General features: G+C 59.8%; 13 protein-coding genes. 4 read left to right on the top strand and 9 right to left on the bottom strand.

The window, feature by feature from the left end; all coding sequences use genetic code 11:
• Positions 1–3: 3 nt before the first annotated feature.
• Together ACILSO_RS20105 and ACILSO_RS20100 are read right to left on the bottom strand one after the other, a co-directional pair.
• Complete coding sequence (locus ACILSO_RS20105) at positions 4–438, bottom strand: ExbD/TolR family protein (RefSeq protein WP_395739241.1); 435 nt, start codon at positions 436–438, stop codon at positions 4–6.
• Entirely contained in the window at positions 435–1,277 is an 843-nt protein-coding gene (locus ACILSO_RS20100; protein WP_395739240.1) for a MotA/TolQ/ExbB proton channel family protein, read from the bottom strand. Before ACILSO_RS20100 ends, ACILSO_RS20105 begins: the two co-directional genes overlap by 4 nt.
• 235 nt (positions 1,278–1,512) lie before the next feature.
• On the opposite strand from ACILSO_RS20100, the gene ACILSO_RS20095 reads away from it, so the two are divergent.
• From ACILSO_RS20095 to ACILSO_RS20085, 3 genes are all read left to right on the top strand, one after another.
• Positions 1,513–2,166, top strand: coding sequence for a lipid-binding SYLF domain-containing protein (locus ACILSO_RS20095; RefSeq protein WP_395739239.1), 654 nt, complete (start codon positions 1,513–1,515; stop codon positions 2,164–2,166).
• A gap of 170 nt (positions 2,167–2,336) precedes the next feature.
• Positions 2,337–3,368, top strand: a complete 1,032-nt coding sequence (gene fbaA, locus ACILSO_RS20090; RefSeq protein ID WP_395739238.1) for a class II fructose-bisphosphate aldolase — start codon at positions 2,337–2,339, stop codon at positions 3,366–3,368.
• Positions 3,369–3,452: 84 nt separating this feature from the next.
• The gene (locus ACILSO_RS20085) at positions 3,453–4,106 is read left to right on the top strand and encodes a histidine phosphatase family protein (RefSeq protein ID WP_395739237.1); all 654 of its coding nucleotides are present in this window, start codon (positions 3,453–3,455) and stop codon (positions 4,104–4,106) included.
• A gap of 1,205 nt (positions 4,107–5,311) precedes the next feature.
• On the opposite strand, the gene ACILSO_RS20080 is transcribed toward ACILSO_RS20085, so the two are convergent.
• Positions 5,312–6,412, bottom strand: a complete 1,101-nt coding sequence (locus ACILSO_RS20080) for an aminopeptidase (protein ID WP_395739236.1) — start codon at positions 6,410–6,412, stop codon at positions 5,312–5,314.
• A gap of 68 nt (positions 6,413–6,480) precedes the next feature.
• On the opposite strand from ACILSO_RS20080, the gene ACILSO_RS20075 reads away from it, so the two are divergent.
• Positions 6,481–7,344: a DUF3108 domain-containing protein gene (locus ACILSO_RS20075; RefSeq protein ID WP_395739235.1), complete on the top strand. Its 864-nt coding sequence runs from the start codon at positions 6,481–6,483 to the stop codon at positions 7,342–7,344.
• 92 nt (positions 7,345–7,436) lie between these two features.
• On the opposite strand, the gene ACILSO_RS20070 is transcribed toward ACILSO_RS20075, so the two are convergent.
• The 6 genes from ACILSO_RS20070 to ACILSO_RS20045 form a co-directional block, all read right to left on the bottom strand.
• Positions 7,437–8,084, bottom strand: a complete 648-nt coding sequence (locus ACILSO_RS20070; RefSeq protein WP_395739234.1) for a hypothetical protein — start codon at positions 8,082–8,084, stop codon at positions 7,437–7,439.
• Positions 8,085–8,106: 22 nt separating this feature from the next.
• Entirely contained in the window at positions 8,107–8,901 is a 795-nt protein-coding gene (locus ACILSO_RS20065) for a class I fructose-bisphosphate aldolase (RefSeq protein WP_395739233.1), read from the bottom strand.
• 85 nt (positions 8,902–8,986) lie between these two features.
• Positions 8,987–9,334, bottom strand: a complete 348-nt coding sequence (locus ACILSO_RS20060) for a hypothetical protein (RefSeq protein WP_395739232.1) — start codon at positions 9,332–9,334, stop codon at positions 8,987–8,989.
• Positions 9,335–9,400: 66 nt separating this feature from the next.
• Entirely contained in the window at positions 9,401–10,135 is a 735-nt protein-coding gene (locus ACILSO_RS20055; protein WP_395739231.1) for a type II secretion system protein, read from the bottom strand.
• 62 nt (positions 10,136–10,197) lie between these two features.
• Entirely contained in the window at positions 10,198–11,478 is a 1,281-nt protein-coding gene (locus ACILSO_RS20050; RefSeq protein ID WP_395739230.1) for a type II secretion system F family protein, read from the bottom strand.
• Positions 11,479–11,603: 125 nt separating this feature from the next.
• Positions 11,604–13,268, bottom strand: a complete 1,665-nt coding sequence (locus ACILSO_RS20045) for a GspE/PulE family protein (RefSeq protein WP_395739229.1) — start codon at positions 13,266–13,268, stop codon at positions 11,604–11,606.
• Positions 13,269–13,314 lie beyond the last annotated feature (46 nt).

Raw genomic sequence — 13,314 nt, 5'->3', positions numbered from 1 at the left:
CGGTCAGGGTTCCTCTGCATGGGTCGTCACAGCGGTCTTCTGAATGCCCGCTTGTTCGAGCATCTGCATCGTTTCCGCCAGTTGCTGCACTGGAAGATCCCGATGCATGCGAATTTCAATTCCGATCTCCGGATTGCGCTGGGCGATCTGTTTGAAGGAGACTGGCAGGTCTGCCCTGGCCAGCATGGCTCCGTTGAGAGTCACGGACTGGTCGCGGTTGATTTGAAGCGTCATCGTTTCCTTCGGCGCAGGCGAGACGGGGGCGGCGGGGGCGGCAACCGTCGCAACGGGGGCTGCGGCGGGCACGTCTTTGTCCGCCTTGAGCAGCGGGGCTGCCAGCAGGAAAACAAACAGCAGGATCAGCACGAGATCCATCAGCGGCGTGATGCTGATCTCGGTGATGAGCCTGAGCTGATGCCTGTTGGAGTGGCGTTTCATGCGCGGGCATGCACCGCGTGCATGGTGGTGGGCAGGGGCGAGGAACTGGAGCCGGAGAAAGCGGGCATGGAAGGACTGCCCATGGCGCTCATGCTGGGCAGGGCTTCATTGGTGAAGCGGTGGTCCACAAAGGTGCGGTCAAAGCCGGCATTCAGCTCGCTGGCAAAGTTGTCCAGCCGCACCACCATGCCGCGGATGCGGTTCACCAGGGCGTTATATCCAAACATGCTGGGAATGGCCACCAGGAGGCCCAGCACGGTGGTGACGAGCGCGGTGGTGATGCCCGGTGCCAGCGTGGAGATCGTCGCGGCGTTGCCGGCGGTCGTCATGGTGCTGAAGGTGTCCAGAATGCCCCACACGGTGCCCAGCAGTCCGAGAAACGGAGCTCCGCTGAGAGCGGTGGAAACCCAGCTCATGCGGGCTTCCAGGCGAAGAGAGGCCTCCGCCACGCTGCGCTCCATGGCTATCTGCACCGCTCCCATTTGCGTCGGAGTGATGCGGCCCGCACCCTGCAGGCGCGCGGCAAAGGTGCTGCCAGGCTCGTCTTCTCCCAGCAAATACCAGGACATCTCACGGCAGGCTGCATGATAAATGTGGTAGAACGAGGAGAACTCATGCGGCTCGCGCTGCTGATAGAGCTCCAGCGCATGATTGCTTTCACGGTATTCCCGCAGGAAGGAAAGGTTGGCCTTGTGCACGCGGGAGAGCAGGAGGTGCTTGCTGAGAATCACCGCCCAGCTGGTGATGGAGAGCAGCCCCAGGATGCCGCAGATGATCCAGCAGGTCAGGGTGCCATGTTCGAGGCCATACTGCAGGCCGGGCGAGAGAAAGGATTCCATGGGCGGCATTGCGGGTGAAGAGTAATTGCTAGTTAATGTACCTTAATAGTCGGGCGTCAACCTGCGAGTACGGGGAGAAGCAAGGCGGAGACCGAGGGGCAGGGGACTGCTATTCGACTGCGCGGGAAGGTTCGGCGGTATCATTTCCCACCGTGATCCTAAGGGGCTTCTGGTGAAAAAACAGAACCGTTTTGGCGGAAGGCTACGATTTAAAGAGAGAAAAGGAAACCCTACTATGAACAAATCATCTATCGTCCTTATTACCTCCATTCTGACGCTGGCTGCATCCGGAACCGCGCTGCAGGCAGGCACCCGGGAAGACTGGGAAGTGCAGCAGGCCAACGCGATCATGCAGCGGTTCAAGTCCATGCCCGAAAAGAGCATTCCCAAGCGTGTGATGCGTGATGCCAAAGGACTGGCCATTCTCACCGTCACCAAAGGTGGGTTCATCTGGTCGGTCAAAGGCGGCCACGGCATCGTGATCGCCCGCAACAAAAACGGCTGGTCTGGTCCTGCCTTCATCCGCACCGGCGGTGTGGGATTCGGCGCCCAGGTGGGCGGTGAAGTCACGGAATACGTGCTGGTGCTCAACACCCCGGAAGCCGTGCGGGCCTTCTCACAAAACGCCAACGTGGAGCTGGGTGGCGCGCTCAGTGCCGCTGCGGGTCCCGTGGGGCGAGCTGCCGAGGCGGGCGTGATGCCCAAGGCGGCCGTCTATACCTACAGCCGCAGTCAGGGGCTGTTTGCCGGAGCCTCCCTTGAAGGTTCTGTGATTACCGCGAACAAGAAGGCCAACCAGAACTACTACCACTCCAACATTACCCCGGGTCAGATCCTGGCGGGCCAGGGCGGCCACCATTCCTCCGGTCCCATGGTTACCAGCCGGTAAACCCATCCGCCTCATGAGCCCATGCGCTGCATAGGCTCCAAGCTTAATCGCAAAAGCGGCACCGCAGGGTGCCGCTTTTTTGCTGGCCGCGGGCTGAAACGAAGCACTCCTTGCACCCGGCCCGTTTCTTGCTTCCCTCACCGGCTCAACTCCTAAAACATACCCCAAAGATGCCCGTAGCCACACCCGCCCAGTACCGTGCCATGCTTGATGCCGCCCAGAAAGGTGGCTATGCCTATCCTGCGATCAATGTCACCTCCCTCCCCACGATCAATGGCGCACTGAAGGCCTTCGCGGAGTCCAAGTCTGACGGCATCATCCAGGTTTCCACCGGCGGCGGTGAGTTCGCCTCCGGCACGTCCGTGAAGGACATGGCCCTCGGTGCCATCGTTCTGGCTGAAGCCGTGCATATCCTCGCTGAGCGTTACAACGTCCTTGTGGCCCTGCACACGGACCACTGCCATCCGAAGAACGTGGAAAAGTTCCTCAAGCCGCTCCTTGCCGCCACCAAGGCGCGCCGTGAAGCTGGCAAGGGCAACCTGTTTAACTCCCACATGTTTGATGGCTCCGAACTGCCGCTGGAAGAAAACATGCGCGTTTCCAAAGAACTGCTCACGCAGTGCGCAGAACTCGACATCATTCTTGAAATCGAAGCCGGCGTCGTCGGTGGTGAAGAAGACGGCCACGACACCTCCGGTGTGGCCAATGACAAGCTCTACACCACCCCTGAAGACATGCTCACGGTGTATGAAACCCTCAACGGCATCGGTCGCTTCATGTTTGCCGCCACCTTCGGCAATGTGCACGGCTCCTACAAGCCCGGCGCAGTGAAGCTGAAGCCCACCATCCTGCGCGATGGCCAGGCTGCGGTGACCGCCAAGTATGGCGAGAAGGCCGAGATGGACCTTGTCTTCCACGGTGGCTCCGGCACTCCTCTGGAAGAAATTCGCGAGACTCTCGGCTACGGCGTCATCAAGATGAACATCGACACCGACACCCAGTACGCCTTCACCCGCCCGATCGTGGGCCACATGATGAAGAACTATGACGGCGTCCTCAAGATCGACGGCGAAGTGGGCGACAAGAAGGCCTATGACCCCCGCAGCTATCTCAAGAAAGGCGAGCAGGGCCTGTGCGACCGCATGAAGGAAGCTTGCAATGACTTGCTGAGCACTGGGAAGACGATCTTCGGCACCGTCTAATCTTCTCTGTTTCATCCGCGCTTATTCTGGAAGGCAGCGTTTTGGCGCTGCCTTCCGTTTTTTCCACACTCTTCGTCAGTCATCGTGAAATCCCATCTTCGCAATCATCCCATGCAGCTCTACCTCATCCGTCACGGGGAGGTGGAGGAGAAGTATCACAAGGTGTTTGGGGGCTCGCGCATTGACATGGGGCTTTCTGCTTTGGGGAAGAAGCATGGGGAGGCGGTGGCGGAGTGGCTGAAGGACACGAAGCTGGATGCGCTGTATGCCAGCCCGATGCTGCGGGTGCAGCAGACGCTGGCACCGCTGGCGGAACAGCGGGGCATGCAGCCGACGCTGATGCCGGGGCTGCGGGAGATCGATTTCGGTGACTGGACGGGGCATCGCTGGGATGAGGTGCAGACGCATTTTGGTGCCAGTGCGTTTGACTGGCTGGAGATCATTGAGAGCAATGGCATCGCCAATGGCGAGAGCATTGACAGCCTGATGGATCGGGTGCGCGAGAGTTTGCTGCAGATCATTCAGGCGCATCCGCACCAGAAGGTGGCGGTGTTCTGCCATGGCGGGATCATTCGTGCGGCGATCGCGCTGCTGATGGAGATGCCGCTGCGGCACATGGCGCATTTCAATATTGAGTACGGCAGCATCAGCGTGGTGGAGCTGCTGCCGGAGCGGAAGCATGCGGTGGAGATTGAGCTGCTGAATTTTCAGCCGCCGCTGGTGGTCACAAGAGAGTGATTGCTGAACAAGGGCTGTCGATACAACGATGGATGGAAAGACCCGTGGCTCCGGTGGCCGGCTTTGATGCCAGCTAGCTGGCTTATTTCACAGGAGCGGGTGAAGACGCCAGATGATATCTAAGCTGAGTCAACCCTGGGGCTAACCGCGAGGGATCTCAGCAGCAAAGATAGGAACTGTCACGGACGGATACGAAGCGGGGGAGTTAAGTATACGACATGCCACTCCTGATTTCCGTGTTCGACGCCCAGTTTTATTGGTTAATCGATGAGCTTCTTTCCAAGCTTGTAGATGCCATATCCAATTCCGGCAGCAATTACGAATGGTGCGGCAGCCGGTCCGACGGTAGCAGCTACAGCTACTTTTAATGCAGTCGCTCCAGCTGCGATTGTCCCGCCAACTCCAGCGCCTGTTGCGCCTGCTGCGCCCATCGCAGATCCAACGGCAGCGGCCATAGCTCCGCGACCATGTGGAGTCGATGCGTGCTTGGTGATAGCGCCACCAATTGCGCCGCCTGCAAATGCGCCTGCGTTGGTTCCGATTGATCTAGCCGTCTGAGAGTCCATAACGTTTATTTGTAGTTTGGCTGAGGTGAAGAATTGGGATGGAATCTTAGATAACTCTAGCTAAACAGCAAGTCGTTAATTGGCCTGACGTGCGAGTTCGAGAACTGCCGCGACGCCTCTTCTGGGTTCCTACACCGCATGGCAGGCTCCAGTCGTCATTACCTGTCGTGTTGTACAAAGCAGTCCATCTAGACGCCGTTAAACCAATATTCTCTCTCGTACGTCCTAGCTCGCCGCCCATGTGAAAGCCATAAAAACCTGTCGGACTGTGCCTAGGGATAAGAGACTGAACTCGAAACACGTCCCGCGCAGCATCAAAAGTCTGGCGCACCATCAACCTATCCAACCGACAACCATCTCTAACCCCAAACGACTCAACATCCTGCCTTCGCACCCGAATCACTTCCTGAAATGTCTGCGCGCGACCAACTTTCGCTGCACAGTCCGCAGTCCGAGGAAGGATCGCCTTGGCGACAATCTCGTCTTTCAGGTCGGGAGGCGGACGTGCTCGTTAGCGACAGGCATGGGTGAATGGAGCAAACAGTTGCATGGGGCACCCAAGCGTGGGTTTTGCGCTCATGCTAAGCCATCGTCCACACTTCATAGCCAGATGTCCAGTTGCGGCGCAACGGGTCAACTTTAGTAATTCAGCGGCTTCAGTTCGGGCAACAGGAACTTGCCGTCTTTGCGGATGACTTTGCCGTCAAAGCGGATTTCGCCGCCGCCGTATTCGGGGCGTTGAATGTTGACGAGGTCCCAGTGGACCTGGCTGCGGTTGGTGTTGTCGGCGACGCCTTCGTAGGCCTGGCCGGGGGTGAAGTGGAAGCTGCCGGCGATCTTTTCGTCGAAGAGGATGTCGCGCATGGGCTCCTTGATCTCGCGATTGAAGGCGATGGCGAATTCGCCGATGTAGCGGGCGCCTTCGTCGCTGTCGAGGATCTTGTTGATGGCGGCGGTGTTGTTGGCGGTGGCGTTGACGATCTTGCCTTTGCTGAACTCAAGCTTCACGCTGTCAAATGCGATGCCTTGGTAGATGGTGGGGGCGTTGTAGCTGATGACGCCTTCGACGCTGGTTTTGACGGGGGCGGTGAAGACTTCGCCGTCGGGGATGTTGTGGTTGCCGCCGCAGGCGATGGCTTTGAGGCCTTTGAGGCTGAAGGTGAGGTCGGTGCCGGGGCCGATGATGTGGACGTGCTTGGTTTTGTCCATGAGCTTCTTCAGCTCCTTCATGGCGGGGAGGAGGGCGGCGTAGTCGAGCAGGCAGACGCGGAAGAAGAAGTCTTCAAAGGCCTGGGTGCTCATGCCGGCCTGCTGGGCCATGGAGGCGGTGGGCCAGCGCAGGACAACCCAGCGGGTGTTATTCACGCGCTCGTTCTGCAGGGGGCGGAGCTTGGCCATGACCATCTTCATCTGCTCGGGCGGGACGTCGGCGGCCTCGGTGATGTTGTGGCTGCCGCGCACGGCGATGTAGCAGTCGGTCTGCTTCATCAAAGCGAGGTTGTTTTCCGCGATGATGTCGTACTGCTTTTCCGTGGCATGAATCATCTGCTCGCGGGTGAGCACGGCGTCATTGATGCGGACCATGGGCATGCCGCCGGCGGCGACGACTTCGCGGATGAGGCTCTGGCCGACGGTGCTGGGCACATCGAAGAGGTCGATCCAGACAAGGTCGCCTTTTTTGACCTTGGTGGAATAGCGGACAAGCTGGCGGGAGAGGGCGTCGATTCGAGGGTCGTGCATGGTGAAAGGGGAATGTGGCGGAAAAGACACAGGCTGGCAAAAGGGAAAATTGGGGGAATATTGGCCGCATGTGCCGTCTGCTTTTCCTCCTCATGGGTGTGCTGGGATGTTCCGTGGCATTTGCCGAAACTCCGGAATGGGTGAAGGAGCTGACGGTGGGGACGGCCGGGGCGCACCGGTATGTACCGACGTGCAAGCTGACCTTTGACGTGGGCTGGAGCAAGGTGATGACGGCAGGCAAGGCGACGCTGACGGTGCGCGAGGCGGGTGACTTTCTGCGGGCAGATGCCTCGGCCTCGAGCACCGGGCTGGCGAGATCTCTGTGGAAATACGACTGCGAGATGACCTCGATCATGCACCGCAAGGACCTGCGGGCGCACTTTCTGCAGCACCGTGAAACGGACAGCGAGGAGACCTGCAAATACCGCGTGGCGTTTGAGCGGCACCAGGTGGTCACGGAGACGGAGGTGCTGCCGGTGAAGGGGACGAACACGAAATCGAGCGCGGTGTGCCCCTATGGCCCGATGGATGACATTCTCTCCGTGATCCTGTACCTGCGCAGCCAGGACCTGACGAACGGGAAGAAATACACCCGGGTGGTGCAGCCGTGGGACACGCCCTACCTGACAACGTTTGAGGTTCAGGGGCGTGAGATGCTGACGTATGCGGGAGCGAAGCGGCCGTGCATCAAGCTGAGCCTGAAGATCCGGAAGATCGACCGCACGACGCTGGCGCTGAGCGCCTACAAGAAGATGAAGACGGCGACGATCTGGGTGTCTGATGATGAGCTGAGACTGCCCATCGAGATGCACGCGAACGTGTTTGTGGGCTTTATGTTTGCGAAGCTGACGGGGTTTGAAATGCTGAACGGCAAGGATGCGAAGGGCAGCCTGCCTGGGAGCATGGTGGTGAAGGCGCCGGCAAAGCCGTGATATAACGAACCACCGGACCGGCTAAAGCCGGTACTACAATACGAAGAGTCAGAGCCAGAAGGGGCTACGATCCCGAACTACGCACGAAAAGATCAAGGAGCGGCGGGGGCGGCTTCGACGGCGATGTGGATGTCGTCGAAGAAGACGGGCTCGCCGGAGAAAGGGGTGGCCCAGATGGCGCATTTGCCCTGGCCTTTGAGGGATTTCTCTTCGTGCTTGATGAGTGGCTCTGCGGGTTCGGCGGCGTCTGCAGGCCAGGCTTTGCCGGTGATGGTCCAGGCGTCTGCCGCGCCTTTTTTGGCTTCGAGTTTGACCTTGACCCAGACTTCGCTGGTCCAGGTGAAGGGAACGGTGGCCAGGGTCTGATCTCCCTTCATGAGGTCGAGAGACTTTTTGGCGGGATTGACGATGAGGCGGTGGCCGCTCATGCCATGCACGCTGACGCCGAAGCGGGGCGTGCTGCGGCCGCGCTTGATGGCGAGGATCCTGGCCTCGATGCTGGCACTGCCTGCTGCGGAGCTGCCAAGCTGGGCGCTGGCGTCGGTGATGGGATTGGGATCGATGACGATGGCCTTGTTGCCATCGCGTGCGGCGATCTTGATGGTGCCATCGACGACGAAGACTTCCTTGGGCGGCTCGCCTTCCGCCCAGTCGTCTGCTTTGAAATCAAAGGTCTGAAACTGCTGGGCGTGGAGAGCGGTGGCGGCGAACAGGCTGGCGGCGAGAAGCAGGCGTTTCATGGTGGGGTGAAACGAAACTGGATTACCGCACGGGTTCTTTCAGCAGGGCGAGGGCTTCGAGCGCGGAGGCGTCTTCATGCACGATGGCGGCGAGGCTGCGGGCAATGGCGGCAGGGTTTTTGTGCTGCCAGACATTGCGGCCGATGGCGATGCCGGAGGCTCCGGCTTCCATGGCGTTTTCGACCATTTTCAGAAGGCCGGCGTCGTCGCCCATGGCGGCACCGCCGAGGATGATGACGGGGACGAAGCTCTGGCCGACGATGCGGCGGAAGTCTTCGACCGTACCGTTGGTGGGGTAGGGGGTCTTCACGACGTCAGAACCCAGCTCAGCGGCGAGGCGAACGGCGAAGCTGACGTTTTCCACGGTGTATTTGTCCGGAGCGCCGAGGGCGTAGGGGAGGGACTCGAGAATGACGGGGATGTCCGTGTCGAGGCTGAGGCGGATGAGGTCGGCACACTCCTGGAAATTGGCCTTCTCACAGGAAGAGAAGGGGTAGAGCATGTTCATGACGGCGTTGGCGCCGACCATTTCCGCCTCTTCGACGCCGAAAACGCCGATGGAGCCGGCACCCTCGCCGGTGGTGCGGGTGTTGTAGATGTCCGTGCGGAGGATGATACCCTTGCCCGCGAGGCTGTCTGCAGCACGCAGGGCGACGCCGAGATTCATGACATAGCCGTCCACGAATTCATTGACCTGATCGATGAGCTGAAAGGGATTTTCCAGACCGGGCACGGGAATGGCGCAGCCGTGATCGATGGGGAGGATGACGGTCTTGTTGTTGCGAAAGAGAGCTTCGAGGTTTTCCTGGCGGTTCATGGGGTCGGAGGGGGTGAAGGGTTCCTTCGCAGCGATGCACGCCGGGTGCAAACCAAAAACAACCCGGTGCCGGGCTCGGGCGGCTTCAGCGTTTGATGCTCTGAGGCTTGTTTTGGACCTTTTCGATTTCGCGGTTGGAGCTTTCCACCTCGCGCTCAAAGCGTGTTTTGTCCCGCTTGTATTCGCGCACCTGATCGATCGTCCAGAAAGCACCGGAGAGGCTGGTGGCAAGCAGAAGCAGGAAGAGGGTGTAGCAGACGAAGGACATCTGACGCTCCTGGCCGCGGCGCTGATCACGGTCCAAATCCACATCGAGCACGCCCAGCAGGTCCATCCACCAGAGACGCCAGACGCTGGGATCGCGCGCGACGTTCAGGACCCAAAAACTGATGAACAGCATCAGAATGGAAGCGATGGCAAGGCCGATGGGCATGGGTATCAATCTTGGCCCATCAACCCGCCGTCAATATCGTTTTTCGCAGGATCGTGGGGCTTCGGCTCACCAGTTTTTGATCCACTTGATCGAAATCGTGGAGTCAGTCAGAGTGTCGATGCTTTTCTTCGTGGTGTTCACTTCATCTTCCGAATAGGACCAGAGGTCGTAGGTGGAATTGATGGTGGTGGCGGTGGCGGTGGCACCGGAGCCTGAGCTGGAACCGGAACTGCTGCCGGCAGCTCCGGAGCCTGCGGTGGTGGCGGGGGCCGCAGCCTTCACGTACTGGAAGGGGTGGCCGAAGCCGTCGATGAGGACGTAGGTGGAGCCCTTGCGGGTGAAGATGGTCTGCGGCATGTCCGCGAACATCTTGTTCTTGATCTCGGCGGTGCCTTCCACCTTGCCGTCAGATGTGCCGTCGGACCCACCCGAGCCGCCGCCTGTGCTGGAACTGGCGGAGGTCACGCCTTTGATCTGGTCGTAGCCGTCTCCCGAGAGGGCCTGGTAGAGGCAGGCCGCACCGGAGGTGTCATAGGCGGCTGTTCCTGGAGGGAACTGCACCATCTGGTTGCTGGAGGCAGGCTGCGGGAACTCGGCGAACTCGGTGTTGTAGCGTTCAAGGGCGAGCTTGATGGTCTCAAAGGTGCCGGTGGTGACGCGGCGCTTTGAGGAGCGCATGGCGTAGGTGTAGCCGCCCATGGTGAGGGCGGCGAGCATCGAGATGATGGCTACGACGATGAGCATCTCCACGAGCGTGAAGGCGCGTGAGCGCGCATGGGATATGAAGAGGGTTGATTTCATGATACCAAGGGGGTGGGGAAGGAGGACGAGACGGGGAGGGCCGGGGCACAGGACCTGGAGGCCTAGCCGCCGGAGCCGCCGCTGAGATTCTTGATCACGTCGATGAGCGGGAGGAAGAGGGCCATGACGATGGTGCCGACGACGACTGCGAGCACGACGATCATCAAGGGCTCCAGCATGGAGGTGAGGGCGGAGACAGAGTTGTCCACTTCGTCTTCGTACACGTCGGCAATCTTGAGAAGCATCTCGGGCAGCTGACCGGTTTCTTCACCCACGTCCACCATGGAAATAACCATGGGCGGGAAGACGCCGCTGGACTCAAGCGGGGCCACCATGGATTCACCTTCCTTGACGGCATCGTGCACTTTGTTGATGGCGTCTGAGACGATGGTGTTGCCGGCGGTGTCCCGGGTGATGTTCAAGGCCTGAAGGATCGGCACACCGGAGGTGACGAGGGTGCCCAGGGTGCGGGTGAAGCGGGAGATGGCGGTTTTGCGCTGCACATCGCCGAAGAGCGGGAGCTTGAGCTTGGTGCGGTCGATCCAGCGGCGTCCGCCGGCGTTGGAGGCGAGCACACGCCAGCCGACGAAGACAGCGATCACGAAGGCGATCAGGTAGACGATATTATCCATCATGCCGCGGCTGAAACCGATGACGAACTTGGTGAGGGGAGGCAGCTTGTCCTTGCTGCCGAGCATGTCCTGGAAAATGGACTCGAAGCGGGGCACGATGACCATCATGAGGAAAACCATGATGCCCGCGGCGATGAACATGACGATCATCGGATACACCATGGCGGCCACGATCTTGTTTTTGAGCTTCTGCGCCTTTTCCTGGTATTCAGCGAGACGATTGAGAACGAGCTCGAGCACACCGCCGAGTTCGCCGGCCTTCACCATGTTGATGTAGAGCTTGTTAAAGATGCGCGGGTACTGCTGGAGGCTCTCGGAGAAGGTGCTGCCGGTCTGCACGTTGTCCGCCAGGGTGTTGATGGTGCCTTTCATCACCAGATTTGGCTCCTGACGGCCCAGCACGGTGAGGCCGCGCAGCAGAGGCAGGCCGGAGTCGATCAGGGTGGCGAGCTGACGGGTGAAGATCATCAGGCTCTTGCTCTTGACCTTGGCATTGGCGCCGACTTTGACACTTTTACCCTTGGTCTTGGTCGAAGTTTTGGCGCGTTTTTTGATGGCGGCAGCCTGCCCCTGGCCTTCCGCAGCGATGTTGGTCAGATACAGCCCGGACTGGCGAATCTGGTTCATGGCGTCTGCCTCGGTGGCGGCCTCCAGATCTCCGGTGGTTTCCTGTCCGTTTTGATCCAGGGCAATGTAATGAAACGTGGGCATAGGGCGTTGCGTGTCTGCGTTTGTTCAGTGTAAAATGAGAATACCGGGGCGGCGGGTGTTCTGTCCATCAAATAATGTGCTGGAAAGCACTGGAGCAGAACGAGCGAACGCGGGCCGGGGAGAAATCAGGTGTACTTCAGGACTTCTTCAATGGTGGTGGCGCCATCGTAGATGCTGCGAAGACCATCCTCACGCAGGGTGACCATGCCGAGCTCGATGGCCTTTTGCTTGAGAACGATGGACGGAGCGCGGCCGGTGATGAGTTCGCGGATGGGATCGGTGACATCCAGAAGCTCGTAGAGGCCTTTGCGGCCTTTGTAGCCGCTGCTGCCGCAGACGGAACAGCCGGTGCCGGTGTAGAAGTGCTTGCCACCGATGTCCTCCGGGGTGAGGCCGAGCTGATTGAGAATGTGCAGGCTGGGCTCATACGGAGCGCGGCAGCCTTTGCAGATGGTGCGCAGAAGACGCTGGGCGAGCACGCCCTCCAGCGTGGCGGAGACGAGGAAGGGCTCCACGCCCATGTCCACCAGACGAGTGACGGCACCCGCGGAGTCATTGGTATGCAGAGTGCTCAGCACCAAGTGGCCGGTGAGGGAGGCCTGGATGGCGATCTGCGCGGTTTCGAGGTCGCGCATTTCTCCCACCATGATGCGGTCCGGATCCTGACGCAGGAAGGAACGCAGCGCCTTGGCAAAGGTCAGGCCCACGGCGTCGTTGATGGGCACCTGCATGACGCCGTCGAGTTCATACTCGACCGGGTCTTCTGCGGTAAGGAGCTTGGAGTCCACGGTGTTGATGCGGCGCAGGCAGGCGTAGAGGGTGGTGGTCTTGCCAGCACCGGTGGGACCCGTGACGATGAAGATGCCGTTGGGCTTGTTGATGGTCTCGACAATGTAGTCCTGAAGGAAGGGCTGCATGCCGAGAGCTTCGAGCTCAATATTGATGGAGGAGCGGTCGAGAACGCGCATGACCACCGACTCACCGTGCTGTGTGGGCAGGGAGTTCACGCGCATGTCCACCGGCTTGCCACCCACGTTGGTCATGATGCGGCCGTCCTGCGGGATGCGGCGTTCGGCGATGTTCATGCTCGCCATGACCTTGACACGGGAGATGATGGAATTGGCCAGATGGATGGGCGGCGGGGCCATTTCATACAGGGCGCCGTCCACGCGGTAGCGGATCTTGAACTCTCGTTCGAAGGGCTCGAAGTGAATGTCGCTGGCACGTTCTTTGATGGCCTGCTGCATCACGAGATCGACGAATTTGACGATGGGGGCGGAGTTGGCCTCGGCCTCGGCGGTCATGCCGTCTTTGCCCGACTTGCCGATCTGGCCGAAGATTTCCTCGATGCTGGGAGCGCCGGCGCCGTAGAACTTCTCGATCAAATTGAGCACCTGGCTGCGGCGGGCGACCACGGGCACGATGGTTTTTTCGAGTCCGAAGCGCAGATCTTCGACGAGCTGGGGATTGAGCGGATCTGTGAACGCCACGTGAAGGCCCTGAGCGTCCAGCGTGATGGGAAAGGCGCCGTAGAGACGCGCCATGCCAGCCGGGATCAATGCGATGACCGATGGAGGTGGCGTGAAGTTTTCGAGATCGAAATGGTCGGCGCCCAGTTCATCGGCCACCTGCGCCCAAAACTCATCTTCATTGGTGTAGATGCCATAGGACAGGAGCACTTCGACGATGTCCTTGCCGTTTTGCACGGCGTCCTGCTCAATGTCATACGCGAGGCCTTTGTCGATCACGCCGCGGCTTTTGAGCATCTCTACCACATTATGGGGTGTCATAGTCGTCTGTAAGAAAAGAATTTCGTTGGGGCTTCGAGAGGTGAAA

The sequence above is a fragment of the Prosthecobacter sp. genome (assembly GCF_044226605.1).
Lineage (GTDB): Bacteria > Verrucomicrobiota > Verrucomicrobiia > Verrucomicrobiales > Verrucomicrobiaceae > Prosthecobacter.
This window is presented reverse-complemented; position numbering and strand designations above follow the sequence as displayed.